This window comes from Arthrobacter sp. JSM 101049 (assembly GCF_041679245.1).
Lineage (GTDB): Bacteria > Actinomycetota > Actinomycetes > Actinomycetales > Micrococcaceae > Arthrobacter_H.
Map to the genome: position 1 here is coordinate 1 of NZ_JBGFFC010000006.1, position 17,694 is coordinate 17,694.

Genomic DNA, 17,694 nt, shown 5'->3' on the forward strand with positions numbered 1-17,694 from the left:
GCTGGCCGCGGTGGACCATGATCGCCGCGTTCCAGCGCATCCACGCCCGGTAGCGGCGCTCGATCTCCTCGTTGCCCGGGAACTCCGGTTCCTGGTCCACCGGAATCGTATTCACGTAGTCCGTGGTCTGCGCCCGCGGGACGTCGACGCTGCGGGTGGAGGCACGCTCCCAGAGGCTCCGCATGATCTGCCCGGCCTGCCGCGTGCCGCGGTGGTGGACCAGGCCGTCAAAAGACTCCAGCCATTCGGCGGCCTCCTCGGGGTCCGATCCGGCCAGGAGGGGGGATTCGTCGATGATGCTCATGCATGCCTTTCTGCAGCGCAGGGACGGGCGCGCCCCAGGGTCAACGTTCAGAAACTACCACGATATGGAAGAAAGTTTTCGTATGGCAATATACAGTGAACGTCGTGTTGGGCGCGTTGTCAACGACACGACAGCCCGGTCCGGCTCCTTCAGGTATTTTTCGAACAACCCTTGTCCAGCGGGAGCCGGGGTGCTGCACTGGTTCCCATGACCACCGTCATCGCCATCGGAACGAAGAAGGGCCTCTGGCTTGCCACGAGCCAGGACCGCCGCACCTACACCCTGAGCGAGCCCCACTTCCTGAACCTGGAAGTACCCGCGGTCGCCATCGATACCCGTGGCGCCGCCCCGCGCCTCCTCGCCGGCATCAACGACTGGCATTGGGGGCCCACCGTCGTCTATTCCGACGACCTCGGTGCCACTTGGTCCGAACCGGAGCAAGGGGCCATCAAGTTCCCCGAGGACACCGGAGCCGCGCTGGGCCGGGTATGGCACCTGCACCCGGACACCGCCGATCGCCCCGGCGTCGTCTGGGCGGGATGTGAACCGATCTCCGTCTGGAAGTCGACCGACGGCGGGGAGAGCTTCGAGCTGAACCGCGGCCTCTGGGACCACCCCCATCGCCCCGAATGGGGCGAGGGATTCGGGGGTGCCGCGGCGCACACGATCCTGCCGAATCCCGTCGACGACCGGACAGTGCACGTCGCCATGAGCACCGGAGGGGTGTACCGGACGCGCGACGGCGGCACGACGTGGGAGGCCACCAACCGCGGCATCTCGGCAGGCTTCCTGCCGGGCGAGGAGCCGGAGTTTGGCCAATGTGTCCACCGCATCACCGCGGACGCGGGCAATCCCGAGCGGCTGTACGCGCAAAACCACGGGGGCGTCTACCGGAGCGACGACGGCGGGGACCGCTGGGTCGACATCGGCGGCGGCCTGCCCGCGGACTTCGGGTTCACGTTCCTCGCGCACCCGCGCATGGCGGACACCGCCTGGACCCTCCCGCTCCAGGCAGACTCCCAGCGCATCCCGCTCGATGGCCGGCTCAGCCTGTACCGCACCACCGACGCCGGCGCGACCTGGACCGAGCAGCACACCGGCCTGCCGGAAAACGAGTTCAACGTCGTCCTCCGCGACGCTGCGGACATCGACCTCCCCGCCCCCGAGGACACCGCGGGGCTGTACTTCGGCACCCGCGGCGGCGAAGTGTATGCCAGCAATGACGAGGGCGCAACCTTCCTCCAGGTGGCCGACCGGCTGCCCGACGTCCTCAGTGTCCGCGCAGCGTCCGTGGGTTGAGCACCATGGCCAGCGCCGTCCTCGAGGTCCCCGGGACCCTGGCCCCGGTCTGGGGGGACCGCCGTCGTGCGCTGATCGACTACGACGGCGGCGCCTCCATGGCGGTCTTCCTGGACCGGGCCGCCGAGGGGCACCCCCGCTTTGCGCGGCGCATCCGCGACGAGACCGGCGCGGTGCGCCGCTATGTCAACGTCTATGTCGACGGCGAGGACATCCGCTCGGCCGCCGGGTTGGACACCGTGGTGCCGGACGGGTCGACGGTCATGATCATCCAATCCGTCGCCGGGGGCTGAGGCGGGCGGGACGGGGATAAGCTGGATTGACGTAGCAGCGACCCGAAGGAGCCGCGTCCATGCCCGCCTCGCCCCCACCCTCGCATAGTTCCGGCATGTCCGGCACGGCATCGCTGGGAACCGGCGGCAGGTTCCGCACCGCCGTGGCGGGGCTGCCGCCGTCGTGCTTTGCCTTCGTGATGGCCACCGGGATCGTCTCGGCGGCGTTGCGCCAATCCGGACGCCCCGTGCCCTCCGAGGTCCTGTTCTGGATCGCGGCGGCGGCCCTGGTCATCCTGCTCGCGGCCACCGTCTGGCGGGCGGTCGCCTTCCGCCGGGAATTCACCGCCGATGCCCTGTCGCCGGTCAAGAACTTCGGCAACTTCACCTTCGTGGCCGGCCTGAACGTCGTCGGGCTCCATTTCGACATGACCGGCCGACCGGCTGCGGGCCTGGCGCTGGCCTGCGTCGCGCTGCTGGCCTGGCTGGCACTGACGTACCTCATCCCGGCCGTGCTCCTGCTGCGGGAGCACAGCCGCCCGGTGCTCGACGACGCGAACGGCAGCTGGTTCCTCTGGGTCGTGGCGACCCAGTCCATGTCCACGGCCGCATCCTCGGCCGCCAGGGTGCACGACAGCGGCGGATTCGCCGTCGCCGGCGCGGCCCTCTGGGGCATCGGGGTGGTGCTGTACCTGCTCATCGGCACCATGGTGACCCTGCGCCTGATCACCCACCCCAACCGGCCGGAAGGCCTGAGCCCCACCTACTGGATCTTCATGGGCGCCACCGCCATCTCCGTGCTGGCCGGCAGCAACCTGCTGAGGCTGCCGGACACGTTCCCGGCCATCGCCGGGATGCGCGGCTTCGTCTCCGGGGCCAGCTTCGTCCTCTGGTCCACCGGCCTGTGGTGGGTGCCGCTGCTCGTCGTCTTCGGCATCTGGCGCCACGTCGTCCACCATTACCACCTGCGGTACGAGACGGCACTGTGGTCCATCGTCTTCCCGTTGGGCATGCTGGCCACCTCCTCCATGGTGTTCGGCCGGGTCCAGGGCATGCCGGAGGTCGCGGCCATCGGGGAGGCGGTCGTGTGGGTCGCTGTTCCGGCCTGGGCGATCGCCGTGTACCTCATGGTGGCGGCCGCTGTCCGGTGGATGCGCCCGGGGGCCGCTGACGGCCGGGCGGCAACGGCCTAGGCTGTCCCCATGAGCAACCTCGAGACCGATCCCGCCGAAGTGGTGTGCGACGGCGAGCAGCCCGGGGCCGACGGGCCGGCACCGCGTGAGCTGCTGGTTCCCCGGGACGTCCCCCTCGGCGGCCCGCGGGCGATGAACGTCCGCCGGACCCTTCCCCAGCGTCGGCGCAGCCTCATCGGCGCCTGGTGCTTCCTGGACCACTACGGCCCCCAGGACCTCACCGGCCAGGCGGGCATGAACGTGCCCCGCCACCCGCACACCGGGCTGCAGACCGTCAGCTGGTTGTTCACCGGCGAGATCGAGCACCGGGACTCCACCGGGGCGCACGCCGTGGTCCGGCCCGGCGAATTGAACCTCATGACCGCCGGCAGCGGCATCAGCCATTCCGAGTTCTCCACCCCCGACACCACCATCCTGCATGGCGCCCAGCTCTGGGTCGCCCTGCCCGAGGCCGCACGAGGCACCTCCCCCGGCTTCGAGCACCATCGCCCCGACCCCGTCTGCGGCGACGACTGGACCGCCCGCGTCTTCCTCGGCTCGCTGCTGGGCAGCACCTCACCCGTGGCCACGCACAGCCCGTTGCTCGGGGCCGAGATCCTGCTCGACGACGGCGCATCCCTCGCCCTTGAACTGGACCCGGGATTCGAGCACGGGGTCCTGCTCGATTCCGGCGCCCTGCGACTGGACGGCGAGGACGTCCCGGTCGACCACCTCGCGTACCTGGCCCCCGATTCCGGCCGGATCACCCTCGAGGGGCACGACGGCGGGGCCCGCCTGCTGTTAATCGGCGGGGAGCCGCTGGGCGAGCAGATCGTCATGTGGTGGAACTTCGTGGGACGCTCGCACGAGGAGATCGTCGAGTACCGCAGGGCCTGGCAGGAGGAGATCGGGGCGCCGGTCGGCAGCGATCCCCTGGCCGCCGCCACGCGGGTTCAGCCCCCGGGACGCCACGTCCCGCACTTCGGGCCGTTCCCGCCCGGCGAGCCGGACGCATTGCCCGCGCCGGCCCTGCCGAATGCCCGCATGCGGCCCCGCAGCTGAGACTCCAACGGGCCGGCCCGCGGAACCCGCGCCGCGGTGCAATGGCGCCATCCCCATGCCGTCACGGTGCACGAGGCACAGGCAGCCACCGCCCCGCCCGATCGGTGACGGGACCGGCCGCCGGACGGCCCGGGTCAGAACCCGCCGCCGCCTTCGGTGGCCATGTTGTTGAAGCGCTGGTAGTGCCCCTGGAAGGCCACGACGATCGTCTTGGTGGGGCCGTTGCGGTTCTTGGCCACGATGATGTCCGCTTCGCCGGCCCGCGCCGATTCCTTGTCGTAGATGTCCTCGCGGTGCAGCAGGATGACCAGGTCGGCGTCCTGCTCGATGGAACCGGATTCACGCAGGTCCGAGACCATCGGCTTCTTGTCCGTCCGCTGCTCCGAGCCACGGTTCAGCTGGGACAGGGCGACGACGGGGACATCGAGCTCCTTGGCCAGCAGCTTCAGGGCACGGGAGAACTCCGAGACCTCCTGCTGGCGTGATTCCACGCGCTTGCCCGAACTCATCAGCTGCAGGTAGTCCAGCACCACGAGCTTGAGGTCGTGGCGCTGCTTCAGCCGACGGCACTTCGCGCGGATTTCCATCAGCGACATGTTGGGCGAATCGTCGATGAACAGCGGAGCCTCGTTCAGCCGCCCCATGGTGGTGGCGATCTTGCCCCACTGCTCGTCCTTGATGGTGCCCTTGCGCAGGTCCTGCAGGCCGATGCTGGCTTCGGCGGAGAGCAGGCGCATCGCGATCTCGTTGCGGCCCATTTCCAGGGAGAAGACCACGGTGGTCATGTTGTTCTTGATCGCCGCGGAGCGGGCGATGTCCAGGGAGAAGACCGACTTGCCGACCGCAGGACGCGCGGCGACGACGATCATCTGGCCGCCATGCAGGCCCTGGGTGAGCTCGTCGAGCTCGTACAGCCCGGTGGGGACCCCGATCATGCCCTCTCCGCGCTGGCCGGCCGACTCGATCTCGTCGACGGTGCCCTCGATGATGTCGCGCAGGGGGACGTAGTCCTCCGCGGAGCGGCGCTCCGCGACGGCGTAGATCTGGGCCTGGGCGTCGTTGACGATCGCGTCAACTTCGCCGTCCTGGCTGTAGCCCATCTGCACGATCTTGGTGCCGGCCTCCACCAGGCGCCGCAGGACGGCGCGTTCACGGACGATCTCGGCGTAGAAGCCGGCGTTGGCCGCAGTGGGAACCGACTGGATCAACGTGTGCAGGTAGGCCGGGCCGCCCACCCGGGAGATCTCCCCGCGCTTGGTCAACAGGTCCGAGACGGTCACCGCGTCGGCGGGCTCGCCGCGACCGTAGAGGTCGATGACGGCCTCGAAGATGGACTCGTGGGCGGGGCGGTAGAAGTCGACACCGCGCAGGACCTCCACGCAATCGGCGATCGCATCCTTGGAGAGCATCATGCCCCCGAGAACGCTCTGCTCCGCGACCAGGTCCTGGGGGGGCGTGCGCCCCATGTCCGATGAATTCGACGAGCCTGATTCGGTGTGCGTGAGCGTCACGTCCGGTTCCTTCCCTTTCGGCGCGGTGCAGGTGGTGCGGGCACCGCCGCGTCCCTCCAGTATCCCAGTGATGTCGGCCCACCGGCACGGTGGTGGAGGGGTGGTCGCCGAGCGGGTGTTGTGGCCCGAATGGACCCGGGGACCCTGTCACCTTATGCCCAACGACGACAGAACCAAAGAGACTTATCCACAGGCCGTGTGGACAACCTGTGGGTTGCGCGGCGTGTTGTGTGCACAGACTGGGGACAGGGCTGTGGATTACATCGGGAAGAACAACAAATAGTCGGTCTGACTAGGCGTTATCCATGTGGATAACATTGGGTGGAAAAACTTTTTCCCGCAACATTCACCCCCTACTTGCAGGTTGCGCTCCGGCAGGGGGATGTGTCCACTACGTTTATCCACAGCTGGGGACATCTTGTCCACAGACACGCCGCCGCCTTCGCGCGGCATTGACACCGGCAGCTTCCCGCCGGGACCAGTCGTCGTCTTGCCGGCCCGTGGGGCCCCTGCGATACTTTCGCCATGCCACCGCCGAAAACCCTGCCGACCGCCGTGGATCCCCGTGCGTTCATCGAGGCCCTCGACCACCCCGTCCGGCCGGCCGACGGGCTCGTGCTCCTGGAGATGATGCAGGAGGCCGCCGGCCAGCCTCCGGTGATGTGGGGGCCCACGATTGTCGGCTACGGTTCCTATCGCTACGGCTACGCCAGCGGGCATGAAGGAGAAGCCGCTGCCATCGGGTTCTCCCCCCGCAAGGCCTCCCTGTCGCTCTACGGGCTCACCGCGGATCCCGGTTCCGCGGAACTGCTGGCCCGGCTCGGCAAGCACAAGGTCGGCTCGTCCTGCTTGTACGTCAACAAGCTCGGAGACGTCGACCTGCCGGTCCTGCGCGAGCTCATGGACCGGGGGTACCGCTACATGGTCTCGGGGTCCATCCGGCAGTGAACCGTCCTCCCCGGCACCTGCCGCCCGGTGGCATGATGGGGTGAGACCCGGCACCACGACGGCGGGCCGAGATCCCAGGAGGAGACATGTTCCAGGTCAATGGCGAGGTCATCCTCGTCATCGTCATCACGGCCGTGGTCCTGCTCGTCGTCTTCGGTGCCCTGTCCTGGGTCTTCACGACCCGACCGGCGCGGGCGAGCGAGGCGGAGCAGTACATTGCCCGGCTCAACGACGCCGCGGCGCGCCAGCAGCAACTCGATGCCCAGAAGGCCGAAAAGCTCAGGGCCGCAACGACCGCCCGGGCCGCGCAGGCGGCCAGGCGGTCCCCCGGACGCACCGGCCAGAGCTCGTCGACCGGGCATCCCGGAGCCACCCCGGGCCCGGGGGCGATGTCCAACCCCGACTACGAGAAGGTGCTGCAGCTCGTCCGCGACGGACATCCCGTGGCCGCCGTCAGGAAGATCCGGCACGATACGGGCATCGGCCTGCTCGAGGCCAAGCGGTACGTGGATTCGCTGCGCGGCAGGTGACCGGGCACCGGGCCTAGACGAAGGCCTCGGACTTCAGCGTCCGGAAGGCCGAGCCATGGAAGACCAGAGGTGCGTGGACCCCCTCGTGGGTGGCGTGGGCGTGGACCCGCAGCAAGACGACCTGGTGGTCCCCGGCCGGGATCTCCTGTTCGACGCTGCAGTCGAGCCACAGCGCGGCCTCGTGCAGGAACAGGGCACCGTCATCAGTGGAGTCCAACCGCAGCCCCGCGAAGCGGTCCCCGGACTTCGAGGCGATCTGCCGGCAGACGCCATCGTGCCCCTCGCCCAGGACCGAGACGCCGATCCGGCCGGCCTGCCGGACGACCGGCCAGGTGCGCGAGGTGTTCTGCACGGCAAACATCACCAGCGGCGGGTCCATGGAGACCCCGACGGTGAACGAGGAGGCGACGATGCCCTGGGGTTCCCCGTCGATGATGGTGCACAGCGCGGCGATCCCCGAGGGGTGCTGTGCGAAGGCCTGGCGAAGTGCTGCAGGTTCGAGATCGGTGGACAGTGTCATCTGTGCTACCTCCGGCGTAGGGCACATCACCGGGCCGCGGCCGCGATGGTTGTGCGGTACTTGCCGTCCGGGGGATCCGGGCGGCCGAATCATCACCTGGAGCACCCCACTACCGTGAGAGGGTTGCCGGCCAACGAGCCAGGGCTTGGATGTTGACGCTCTTGATTCACTAGCTACGCTAAGCGGGGCCGGAGCTGCCCGTCAAAGGCCCACGCAATATTTCGCAAGGTGTCGCACGCCGCACGAGCAGAGGGGCCCCGCGCCGTAGCGCGTGGCCCCTCTGGTGCACGGCCGGTGGTCGCCCACCGTTCCGTGGCGGCTACTTCTTCGCGGCGACGACCTGCAGGTCGACAGTTGCGGAGACGTCCTCGTGCAGACGCACCGTGGCCTGGTAGTTGCCGGTCGACTTGATGTGCTCGGGGATTTCCACCGTGCGCTTGTCGATCGAACCGAGGCCGGCGGCCTCGACTGCCTTGGCGATGTCGTCGGTCTTGACGGTGCCGAAGAGGCGTCCGCCCTGTCCGGCCTTGACCGTGATCTTGACCGGCTGGGAGGACAGGGAAGCGGCCAGTGCCTGTGCGTCCTCGAGGGATGCAACGGCGCGGGCGGTGCGGGCAGCCTTGATCGACTCGACCTGCTTCTCGCCACCCTTGGTCCAGGTCAGGGCGAAGCCGCGCGGCAGGAGGTAGTTACGGGCGTAACCGTCCTTCACCTCGATGACGTCGCCAGCGGTACCGAGACCGGTTACTTCGTGGGTCAGAATGAGCTTTGCCATGGTGTTATCCCTTCCTTAGCCGCGGCCAGCGCCGGAGTAAGGCAGCAGGGCAACTTCGCGCGCGTTCTTGATGGCCTGGGCGATCTTGCGCTGCTCCTGGACGGAGACGCCGGTCACGCGACGGGCACGGATCTTCCCGCGGTCGGAGATGAACTTGCGCAGCAATGCGACGTCCTTGTAGTCGATGACGGTGATGTCAGCGGCCTTCAAGGGGTTGGACTTTGGTTTGGGCTTACGGAGTTCAGCCTTAGCCATCGTGGAGCTCCTTTATCTAGTGGAGCCCGCAGAATTCTTCTGCGGGATGGTGAATAAATGGTGGTGCTTTAGAAAGGCGGTTCGTCGGATCCGCCGGTGTTGCCCCATCCCCCGCCGGTGGAGGAGGAAGAAGAGGACCACGGATCGTCCGCCGGCGCATTCCAGCCGCCGTTGTTTCCGCCGGAGTTGCCCCCGCCGAATCCACCGCCGCCCTGGTTTCCGCCGCCGAAGTTGCCTCCGGCATTGCCGCCACCGAAGCCGCCGCCACCTGCGTTGTTGCGCTGGGTGCGGGTGACCTTGGCGGAGGCGTAACGCAGCGAGGGGCCGATCTCGTCGACCTCAAGCTCCATGACGGTGCGCTTTTCGCCTTCCTTGGTTTCGAAGGAACGCGACTTCAGCCGGCCCTGGGCGACGACTCGCATGCCCTTGGTCAGCGTCTCGGCAACATTTTCGGCAGCTTCACGCCACACCGATGCGCGCAGGAACAGCGTTTCGCCGTCCTTCCACTCATTGGTCTGGCGGTCGAAGGTCCGAGGGGTCGAGGCGATGGTGAAGTTGGCCACCGCCGAGCCCGACGGGGTGAAACGCAGTTCCGGATCAGCGGTGAGATTTCCGATGACCGTGATGACGGTTTCGCCTGCCATGGTGCCTCCTAGAGTCGGTTTCTACGAATAGTCCAGGCAGAATTACTCTGCCGCGACCTTCTGGTCTTCCGGACGGGTGATCTTGGTGCGCAGGATCGTCTCGTTGAGCGAGAGCTGGCGGTCAAGCTCGGCGGAAGTAGCCGGGGTAGCGGTGAAGGTGACCACCGCGTAGATGGCTTCTGCCTTCTTCTTGATCTCGTAGGCCAGCCGGCGGCGGCCCCAGATATCAACATTGTCGACGGTGCCACCATCGTTGCGGACGACATCGAGGAACTTGCCAAGAGTCGGTTCCACGGTACGCTCGTCGACCTCGGGGTCGATCAGTACCATCAGTTCGTATGCACGCATGTGAACCCACCTCCTTTGGGCTAAACGGTCACGGTCTTTCCGTAACAGGAGGTTCTGTGCGTTGGCCGCGGCCGTTTCAGGGATCAGAAACGACACAAACAGCCTGAGCCATCCTACCCGATGCCGGTTCCCCCACCCTAACCGGTGGCCGCCGCGGCCGGCAGGGCGCGGACCGCCCTGTGGATGACGGACGGGAGCTCGACGGGCCTCCCCGCTACACCCCCGCCTTGTCATCGAACCCGTCCGCATGCAGCACGTCGGCCAAGCGGCGTTCGAAGACGGGGACGAGGGTAGAGATGTAGGTGTCGGAGATGTGGTGCGCATCCCGGTAGACCAGCACGTTTCCCACCACCGCGGGACAGAAATCGGCGGTGCAGAACCGGTCGCTGAAGTCGAGCAGGCCCACCCGCGGCTCCAGCCGCTGCCCATCGGCGATCCAGGCATCCTCCTCGAAGGCCTTCGCGCGGTCCTGTCCGCACCGGTCCAGCTGCCGCGGGTGGGCTGCCACGCAGTCGCGGGCTCGCTGGTCCCTGCCCGGCCGGGGGGTATCGCGGATCGCGTAGACCGGGATCCCGGCATCCTCCAGCCGGGTCCAATAGGCGGCGACTCCCGCGGCGGGATCGTCGTGGAACGCGGCACCGGTCCAGCCGGCGGTGAGCACCGCATCAATGTCCCCGCGCCGCAGCAGCCGCTCCAGCGTGGCTTCGTTCGCCCCGACGCAGTCGATTTTCCCTTCCTGCTGCCCGGTGCGCACCGCCGCGGTGAAGGCGCACGAGTTCTTCAGGTATGTCACGATCGTCCACCCGTGGTCCGCGGCCACCGGCTCCAGCGCCTTCCACCATTGCACGGCGTGGGAATCGCCGACGAGGGCGATCGTGAACCGTGCCCCTGCGGGGCCGAATTCGCATTCTGGGGTCGTGGCGTCGGCGGGTTCGCCGACGCAGCGGCCCAGCTCCGGCTTGTCCGCAGCCGCCTCCGCGGGCAATGGGACGATCTGCCGGTTGGCCGAGGCAAACGCGGCGCCGGTGTCGATCGATGCGGCGCCGAAGCCCGCCGGCCGTTCGGCAATCAGCGAAGTGGCCGCCTTCTCCTGGGCCGCGGCGACCTGCCGTTGGCCCACGGTGGGCACCACGGCAAAGGCGGCGGTCAGCACGGTGGCGACGGCGCCGGCGGCGAGTGCGCGCGGCGTGCTGTTCGCCACGGGGCGCCAGTGCCTGGCCGGGGTTTCGACGAAGCGGTGGCTGCCCCAGGCCGCCAGCAGGCCCAGGCCCAACAGCCCGACGCTTTCCAGCGGGCCCGGTTCGTTGCCGCCGATGAGGATGAAAAAGGCCAGGACCGGCCAGTGCCAGAGATAGAGCGAATAGGAAACGGCCCCGGTCCACTGGATCGCCGGTACGTCCACCAGACGATGCAGGCTGAGCGGCCCCGAGGTCCGGCCGGCCAGGATGACCGCCATCGTGCCGAGCACCGGCACGGCGGCGGCGAGGCCGGGGAAGGAGGTTCGGTCGTCGTACCCCATGACGGCGAGGCCGATGGCCGCCAGTCCCGCCAGCGCCAGCAGCGAGCGGACGAGGGGCGAGACCAGGGCCGTCGGCAGACGGGGCCCGGTGCCGTCGGCAGACGGGGCCCGGTGCCGTCGGCGCGGCCGGCCAGGGCCAGGGCCAGCAGCCCGCCGGCACCGAGTTCCCACATGCGCGCCGGCGTCACGAAATAGGCCGCCGGATCACCGGTGGAGGTCAGCCAGGCGCCGAAGGCCAGCGAGGCGAGCGTGACGCCCCCGCAGAGCGCCAGCAGCGGCCGGCGCAGGTCCGGCGCCCCGCAGCGGCGGCCCGGCCGGACCGGGACGCGCACCATGGCGAGGGCGGCGATCACCACCAGCGGCCACAGCAGGTAGAACTGCTCCTCGACGCCCAGCGACCAGAAGTGCTGCAGGGCGGTCGGAGGGTTCTCGGCGGCGAGGTAGTCCACGGAACCGGCGGCGAGCACCCAGTTCTGCACGGAGAAGACCGAGGCCAGGGCCTGCCAGCCGATGGTCCCCCACTGGGTGACTGGGGCGAGGGCCAGCGTGCCGACGACGACGGCGGCGATGACCACCAGTGCGGCGGGCAGGATGCGCCGGACGCGTCCGGCCCAGAACGCGGGCAGGTCGATCCGGCCGTCGCGGCGGGCCTCGCGGACCAGGTGGCCGGTGATCAGGAACCCCGAGATCACGAAGAACACGTCGACCCCGACGAAGCCCCCCGGCACGACGCGCGGCTCCAGGTGGTAGGCGACGACGACCAAGACGGCCAGGGCACGCAGGGCCTGGACTTCGGGCAGGAACGTGCGGGACGGGGCGTGCTGCGAACTCATGCCCGTGAGCACAGCACGCCCAGGTGAATCGCCGGTTACGCAGGGGTGGATGTCGTGCGGCGATCCGCAGTGCACCCACCGCCGGACCGCGTGGCGGGCTCAGGCGGTGAAGAACCCCTCGGCGACCCGGGCCAGGCGCAGCGGGTCCTCCACGGCGCACATCTCCCGGGCGGAGTGCATCGACAGCAGGGCGATGCCGACGTCGACGGTGCGGATGCCCAGCCGGGTCGCGGTCAGCGGGCCGATGGTCGAGCCGCAGGGCATGACGTTGCTGGAGACGAATTCCTGGTACGGCACGTCCGCGTCGGCGCAGAGCCGCGCCCAGAGCCCGGCGCCGACGGCGTCGGTGGTGTAGCGCTGGTTGGCATTGATCTTCAGCAGCGGGCCGCCGCCGAGGACCGGTCGGTTGGCCGGGTCGTGGCGTTCGGCGTAGTTCGGGTGCACGGCATGCCCGGCGTCGGCGGAGACGCAGACCGAACCGGCGAAGGCCCGTGCGCGCTCCTGCACCCCGCCGCCTGCGGCGTCGACGATGCGTTCGAGCACGTCCTGCAGGAACGGCCCGGAGGCGCCGGAGCGGGAGGCCGAGCCGACCTCCTCGTGGTCGAACGCCGCCAGCACGGCGATGTGTCCGGCCGTGGCGGCCCCGGTGGACCCGGCGTGGTCGAGCAGTGCCCGCAGCGAGGCGTGCACGGAGGAGAGGTTGTCCAGCCGGGCGGAGGCCAGGAACACGTCGTCGGCGCCGAAGACCTCCGGGGCCTGGGCGATGGTGGTGGTGATGTCGTATCCGCTGATCGTCTCCGGGTCGACCCCCGCGTCCGCGGCCAGCACGGCCAGCAGGTCCGCCTCGGAGGGGTTGCCCAGGCCCCAGACCGGGTTCGCGTGGGCCTGCTTGTCCAGGGTGAACCCGTCGTTGACGGCACGGTCCAGGTGGATCGCCAGCTGGGGGATGCGCAGCAGCGGGCCGGTGCGCACCAGGTGCTCGGCACCGTCGGCGGTGACCAGCCGGCCGGCGAGGATCAGCTCGCGGTCCAGCCAGGAGTTCAGCAGCGGGCCGCCGTAGACCTCGACGCCGGCCTGCAGCCACCCCTCCCGGCCGGTGGTCGGCTTCGGCTTGAGCTTGAAGCCGGGCGAGTCGGTGTGCGACCCCAGGATGTGGAAGCCGGTGGTGGCGGTGGCCGTCTCGGGCACGTGCCAGGCGATGACCGCGCCGTCGCGGACCGTGTAGTGCCCGCCGGGGGCCGCGTCCCAGGCGTCGGCCTCGGCCTGGGCGGTGAACCCCGCGGCGTCCAGGCGCCGGGCGACCTCGGCCGCGGCATGGAAGCTGGAGGGCGATGCGGCGACGAAACTGCCCAGGTCCTTGACGTATTCGAGTGCTTCGGGCGTGGCCATGTCCATCCTCGGGGTGCGTGTGCGGTCCGCGGTTCAGCCGCGGCTTCTGCCATTCCACCCGCCGTGGCGGTAAACGGCAAATGCCACCGCCGCCACGCCCAGGCCCAGCAGCACCACACCCGCTGGGACCAGGTGCAGCAGGGCGGTCAGGAACGCCCCGGAGGCGATGAGCACCACGGCGAGCAGGAACCAGGGGCTGCGCAGCAATTCGATGTTCACGCCGGCCCCTAGTAGTCCAGTCCCTGGCTGGGCACCACGAGCCCGGTCTCGTACGCGTAGACCACCGCCTGCACGCGGTCCCGCAGGTGCAGCTTGGTCAGGATGCGCCGCACGTGGGTCTTCACGGTCGCCTCCGAGAGGAAGAAGCGGTGGGCGATCTCGGCATTGGAGAGCCCCTCGGAGATCGCCCCGAGGACCTCGAGTTCACGGGGGGTCAGGTCCTGCAGCAACGGGTCGCGTTCGGGGGGCGCCGGGGACGACGGCGGTGCCCCCGCCGCTGCTTCGGCGCCGCGCTTGCCGGTGCCGCTTCCCGTGCCCTGCGCAGCGGGCCCCGGGCGGCGCACGTAGGTCTCCAGCAGGCGGGCGGTGATGCGCGGGGCCACGACGGCGTCGCCGCTGGCGACCAGCCGCACGGCGTTGACCAGCTCGGCCGGGGCGACATCCTTGAGCAGGAAGGCCGAGGCGCCGGCCTGCAGCCCGGCGAAGGCGTACTCGTCCAGGTCGAACGTGGTCAGGATGATGGTCTTCGCGCACGGGACCAGCTCGGCGATGCGCCGGGTGGCCTCGATGCCGTCCATGACGGGCATCCGCACGTCCATGAGCACGACGTCGGGTCTGGTGTCGGCGGCCAGGGCCACCGCCTCCTCGCCGTCGGAGGCCTCCCCGACGATCGAGAGGTCCTCCTCGCCCTCGAGGATGAGCCGGAAGCCCATGCGCAGCAGCGGCTGGTCGTCGACGAGCAGCAGGCGGATCGGGTCCCCGGGCTGGCGTTCGCGCTCCGGCGCCGGTGTCGTGTCGTTCATCGTGCGGTTTCCCCCTGGGGTTTCTGGTTCTGTGTTGCCTGTTCCGGGACGGTGAGGATGGCGTGGACGACCCAGCCGCCGCGCGGGCCGGGCCCTGCATAAACGGAGCCGTCGTAGATGGCCGCGCGTTCGCCCATGCCCTTGAGCCCCTGCCCGCTGCCGATCGCGTCCCGGTGCGCCTCGACGAGCTGGCCGTTGTCGGCGACCTTGATCCGCACGGTGTCCCCGTCGCGGGAGACCTCCACGAGCACGCGGGTCACCCCGCGCCCGTAGCGCAGCACGTTGGTCAGCGATTCCTGGACGATCCGGTAGGTCGTCAGCTGGAAGGCAGCATCCCCGGGCAGGGCCGGCCCGGTGTGGGTGACCTGCAGGGGCAGCCCGGCCACCCGGAACCCCTCCAGCATGTCGGCCAGGGAGGACGACGCCGGCTGGGGCGCCAGGGGCGCGTTGCTGCCGTCGCGCAGGACCCCGATCACTCGGCGCATGTCGGCCAGGGCCCCGCGACCGGTGGAGGACAGTTCGCCCAGGACCTCGGCGGCCCGGGCGGGATCGCGTTGCAGGACCACCCGGGCCCCGTCGGACAGGGCGATCATCACGGAGAGCGAATGGGCCACGACGTCGTGCATCTCCCGGGCGATCCGGTTGCGTTCGGCGACCTGGGCCAGCCGCTGGACGCGGGCGCCCCAATTGGCCAGTTCGGCGTCGTGCAGGCGGTTGTTGCGGACCGCGGCACCGATGCCGAAGACCGCGAGGTTGGAGAGCACCGTCAGCGCGGCCATCATCCAGATGAACACGCCCACCTCCGGAACGCCGTCGAGCAGGAACCGGGTGACGGCTTCGGGGGCGTGGAGGGCCGGAAGGACGACGGCAAACTGCACCAGCACCTGCATGGCGCTGATCAGGCCGGTCATCAAGAACATGCGTTTGCTGGAATATAGCGTGGCGGTCGTATACAGCACCAGCCAGACGGCGAGGCTGGTGACCGAGAAATAGGGGTCGACCAGCTGCATGCCGATCTCCAGCAGGAAGACCAGCCCCAGCACCGGCATGGGCCAGCGCCGGCGCAGGGTGAGCAGCACGGTGATCCCGATGACCCCCAGCCAGGGCGCCCAACGCCCGTTGGCCGCCGATTCCAGGCCCGCGGGGGCGGTCACCAGGAAATAGGCGAGGGCCAGCAGCACGTCCATGAGGCTGCGGTGCGCCCGCATGAACCGACGGGCCGGGCCGCGGCGTTTCTCGGTGAGCTCGGCAAAGGTCGGCCCCGGTGCCTCCGGGCCGTCCCCTTGCGGTTCACTGCTCATGGTGCCAGCTTAGCTTTCGGGAACGGGGCTGCCGGGGCGGCTGCCGGACGGGTCAAACCGCGGGCGGTGGCGGCCGTTCGTTCCGCCACCACCCGCGGTGGTCTGGTGTGCCGAGCCGGGGCTCAGACGTCGCGTCGCTGGATGACGAACAGGGTGGCCAGCAGCGGGATAAGCGCCCACAGCCCCAGGGTCAATCCCGCCTGCCAGTGCTCCAGCCCGCCCTCCGGGGCGACGGTGGTGATGAGGTTGCCGTAGGCGGCATCGGGCAGGAACTGCTTGGCGTCGCTGATGAAGTCGTTGGCGAAGAAGCTGAGCACCATCGGCAGCACGAAGATGATCCCGACCAGCGTGACGATCGCGCCGGCGGAGTTGCGCAGCAATCCGCCCAGCGCCATGCCCAGCAGCGCCACGACGGCCACGTAGGCGGCACCGAACCACAGGTTGCGCTGGAACGCCTCGGAGGCGAGGTCCTGCTCCATCGAGTAGCTGGACAGGATCGGGGTGATCACCAGGGCGGAGACCAGCGTGGAGACGACGGTGACGACGACGGCCATCACGGCCACCAGGGTCGCCTTCGCCAGCACCACGGGGAACCGCTTCGGGAGCGCCGCGAAGGTCGCCCGCGCCATGCCGGTGGTGAATTCGGAACTCATGACCAGCACGGCGAGGGACCCGACGATCAGCTGGGCAAGCATGATCCCGGAGGAGGCGATCGAGTTGGCCATGCCGGCGGGATCCCCGCCCATGGCCGCAGCGGCCTCGGGGTCATCGCCCATGGCCTCGGTCATCGACCCGATCCCCCACGCCGCCAGGGCGCCGATGCCGACCATCACCGCCAGGGTCGTCAGCAGCAGGACCAGCGAGGAGGGGACGGTGGAGAACTTGCGGTACTCCGCGACCAGGGCCCGCCCGAAGGAGGTTCCCTTGCCGGTCGTGGTGCGCGCCCGGTGGGGCGCCTGCGCCGTCTGGGTGTCGGTGCTCATTTGCTGGCCCGCCTTCCGGGTTCACGGGGTGCTTCGGGACCGGTCACGGGGCCGGAGTGGTATTCGACCTCGTCACGGGTCATGTCCATGTAGGCGTCCTCGAGGGAGGCCTGCAGCGGGGTCAGCTCGAAGACGAGCAGCCGGGCATCGAGTGCCCGCTGGGCGATGTCGCGCGGGGCGACGCCCAGGATCTCGAGCGAGTCCGCTCCCGTCGTGGTGACGGAGACCTCCGGGGCAGCCAGGGCGTTGGCCAGCTCCGCGGGGGTGTCGGTGCGCACGCGGGTGCGGGCGGCGCCGGCGCCGGAGAGGACGTCGTCCATCGGCGCATCCGCCAGCAGGCGGCCGCGTCCGATGACGATCAGGTGGTCTGCGGTCAGCGACATCTCGCTCATCAGGTGCGAGGAGAGGAAGACCGTCCGGCCCTCGGCGGCGAGGTCCTTGGCCATGTTGCGCACCCACAGGACGCCCTCGGGGTCGAGCCCGTTGACCGGTTCGTCGAGGATCAGGGTGTGCGGGTCACCCAGCAGCGCCGCGGCGATGCCCAGGCGCTGGCCCATGCCCAGGGAGAAGCCGCCGACGCGCTTGCGGGCGACGGAGCCCAGGCCGGTCAGTTCGATGACCTCGTCGACGCGGCGGTTGCCGATGCCGTGGGTCGCGGCCAGCACGCGCAGGTGGTTCCGGGCCGAGCGCGACTTGTGCACGGCCTTGGCCTCCAGCAGGGCGCCGACCTCGCGGATCGGGGCGCGGTGCTCGGCGTAGGGGCGGCCGTTGACGGTGACTGCCCCGGAGCTGGGGCGGTCGAGCCCCATGATCATGCGCATGGTGGTGGATTTGCCGGCGCCGTTGGGCCCCAGGAACCCGGTGACCTTGCCGGGTTGGACGGTGAAGGACACGTCGTCCACCGCGCGTTTGGGGCCATAGTTCTTGGCGAGAGAGGTTGCCTGGATCATGCCTTCCACGCTACGGATCGCCACCGGTCCCGTCGCCGCCCCAGCGGATGATCTTCG

The 17,694-nt window shown here is 69.6% G+C and carries 19 protein-coding genes, 3 pseudogenes and 1 riboswitch; of the genes and pseudogenes, 6 read left to right on the top strand and 16 right to left on the bottom strand.

The features are described 5' to 3' along the window. Window positions 1-304 (bottom strand): annotated as a pseudogene (locus tag AB8M85_RS14470) (pyruvate dehydrogenase (acetyl-transferring), homodimeric type); the annotation flags it as partial. 207 nt (window positions 305-511) lie between these two features. Between AB8M85_RS14470 and AB8M85_RS14475 the strand changes: the two are divergent. From AB8M85_RS14475 to AB8M85_RS14490, 4 genes are all read left to right on the top strand, one after another. Next, the gene (locus tag AB8M85_RS14475; protein WP_372699544.1) at window positions 512-1,603 is read left to right on the top strand and encodes a WD40/YVTN/BNR-like repeat-containing protein; all 1,092 of its coding nucleotides are present in this window, start codon (window positions 512-514) and stop codon (window positions 1,601-1,603) included. A gap of 5 nt (window positions 1,604-1,608) precedes the next feature. Next, on the top strand, window positions 1,609-1,896 hold the full coding sequence (locus tag AB8M85_RS14480; RefSeq protein ID WP_372699660.1) for a MoaD/ThiS family protein: 288 nt from the start codon (window positions 1,609-1,611) through the stop codon (window positions 1,894-1,896). 95 nt (window positions 1,897-1,991) lie between these two features. Further along, window positions 1,992-3,068 (top strand): tellurite resistance/C4-dicarboxylate transporter family protein, encoded by a 1,077-nt coding sequence (locus tag AB8M85_RS14485; RefSeq protein WP_372699545.1) that lies wholly within the window; start codon window positions 1,992-1,994, stop codon window positions 3,066-3,068. A gap of 9 nt (window positions 3,069-3,077) precedes the next feature. Then, complete coding sequence (locus AB8M85_RS14490; RefSeq protein ID WP_372699546.1) at window positions 3,078-4,109, top strand: pirin family protein; 1,032 nt, start codon at window positions 3,078-3,080, stop codon at window positions 4,107-4,109. A gap of 134 nt (window positions 4,110-4,243) precedes the next feature. Here the strand turns inward: AB8M85_RS14490 and dnaB are convergent, their stop codons facing one another. Next, complete coding sequence (gene dnaB / locus AB8M85_RS14495) at window positions 4,244-5,575, bottom strand: replicative DNA helicase (RefSeq protein ID WP_372699547.1); 1,332 nt, start codon at window positions 5,573-5,575, stop codon at window positions 4,244-4,246. 570 nt (window positions 5,576-6,145) lie between these two features. On the opposite strand from dnaB, the gene AB8M85_RS14500 reads away from it, so the two are divergent. Further along, on the top strand, window positions 6,146-6,568 hold the full coding sequence (locus tag AB8M85_RS14500; protein ID WP_372699548.1) for a DUF1801 domain-containing protein: 423 nt from the start codon (window positions 6,146-6,148) through the stop codon (window positions 6,566-6,568). Window positions 6,569-6,654: 86 nt separating this feature from the next. Further along, window positions 6,655-7,098: a hypothetical protein gene (locus AB8M85_RS14505; protein ID WP_372699549.1), complete on the top strand. Its 444-nt coding sequence runs from the start codon at window positions 6,655-6,657 to the stop codon at window positions 7,096-7,098. A 13-nt stretch (window positions 7,099-7,111) separates the two neighbouring features. Here AB8M85_RS14505 and AB8M85_RS14510 read toward each other — a convergent pair whose 3' ends face one another. The 14 genes and pseudogenes from AB8M85_RS14510 to AB8M85_RS14575 form a co-directional block, all read right to left on the bottom strand. Then, a complete protein-coding gene (locus AB8M85_RS14510) occupies window positions 7,112-7,618 on the bottom strand; it encodes a flavin reductase family protein (protein ID WP_372699550.1) in 507 nt (168 codons plus the stop codon). Between the two features lie 51 nt (window positions 7,619-7,669). Further along, a riboswitch (SAM riboswitch) is annotated at window positions 7,670-7,785 on the bottom strand. Between the two features lie 152 nt (window positions 7,786-7,937). Then, window positions 7,938-8,393 (bottom strand): 50S ribosomal protein L9, encoded by a 456-nt coding sequence (gene rplI, locus AB8M85_RS14515; RefSeq protein WP_372699551.1) that lies wholly within the window; start codon window positions 8,391-8,393, stop codon window positions 7,938-7,940. 15 nt (window positions 8,394-8,408) lie between these two features. After that, window positions 8,409-8,648 carry a 30S ribosomal protein S18 gene (gene rpsR / locus AB8M85_RS14520; protein ID WP_007269381.1) on the bottom strand — a complete coding sequence of 80 codons (240 nt, stop codon included), beginning with the start codon at window positions 8,646-8,648 and terminating at the stop codon, window positions 8,409-8,411. A 68-nt stretch (window positions 8,649-8,716) separates the two neighbouring features. Further along, entirely contained in the window at window positions 8,717-9,292 is a 576-nt protein-coding gene (locus AB8M85_RS14525) for a single-stranded DNA-binding protein (RefSeq protein ID WP_372699552.1), read from the bottom strand. Window positions 9,293-9,334: 42 nt separating this feature from the next. Continuing rightward, window positions 9,335-9,640 carry a 30S ribosomal protein S6 gene (rpsF, locus tag AB8M85_RS14530; RefSeq protein WP_343903020.1) on the bottom strand — a complete coding sequence of 102 codons (306 nt, stop codon included), beginning with the start codon at window positions 9,638-9,640 and terminating at the stop codon, window positions 9,335-9,337. A gap of 214 nt (window positions 9,641-9,854) precedes the next feature. Then, window positions 9,855-10,841, bottom strand: coding sequence for an SGNH hydrolase domain-containing protein (locus AB8M85_RS14535; RefSeq protein WP_372699661.1), 987 nt, complete (start codon window positions 10,839-10,841; stop codon window positions 9,855-9,857). A gap of 105 nt (window positions 10,842-10,946) precedes the next feature. Continuing rightward, a pseudogene (locus AB8M85_RS14540) lies at window positions 10,947-11,159 on the bottom strand (hypothetical protein); the annotation flags it as partial. Window positions 11,160-11,353: 194 nt separating this feature from the next. Next, window positions 11,354-11,992, bottom strand: a pseudogene (locus tag AB8M85_RS14545) (acyltransferase family protein); the annotation flags it as partial. Between the two features lie 99 nt (window positions 11,993-12,091). Then, window positions 12,092-13,381, bottom strand: a complete 1,290-nt coding sequence (locus AB8M85_RS14550) for a M18 family aminopeptidase (protein WP_372699553.1) — start codon at window positions 13,379-13,381, stop codon at window positions 12,092-12,094. Window positions 13,382-13,414: 33 nt separating this feature from the next. Further along, the gene (locus tag AB8M85_RS14555; protein WP_372699554.1) at window positions 13,415-13,600 is read right to left on the bottom strand and encodes a hypothetical protein; all 186 of its coding nucleotides are present in this window, start codon (window positions 13,598-13,600) and stop codon (window positions 13,415-13,417) included. 8 nt (window positions 13,601-13,608) lie between these two features. Beyond that, a complete protein-coding gene (locus tag AB8M85_RS14560; protein WP_372699555.1) occupies window positions 13,609-14,403 on the bottom strand; it encodes a response regulator in 795 nt (264 codons plus the stop codon). Beyond that, on the bottom strand, window positions 14,400-15,704 hold the full coding sequence (locus tag AB8M85_RS14565) for a sensor histidine kinase (protein WP_372699556.1): 1,305 nt from the start codon (window positions 15,702-15,704) through the stop codon (window positions 14,400-14,402). The genes AB8M85_RS14560 and AB8M85_RS14565 overlap by 4 nt, the downstream gene beginning before the upstream one ends. Before the next feature lie 122 nt (window positions 15,705-15,826). Continuing rightward, a complete protein-coding gene (locus AB8M85_RS14570; RefSeq protein WP_372699557.1) occupies window positions 15,827-16,687 on the bottom strand; it encodes an ABC transporter permease in 861 nt (286 codons plus the stop codon). Next, entirely contained in the window at window positions 16,684-17,637 is a 954-nt protein-coding gene (locus AB8M85_RS14575; protein WP_372699558.1) for an ABC transporter ATP-binding protein, read from the bottom strand. Before AB8M85_RS14575 ends, AB8M85_RS14570 begins: the two co-directional genes overlap by 4 nt. Between the last annotated feature and the right edge of the window lie 57 nt (window positions 17,638-17,694).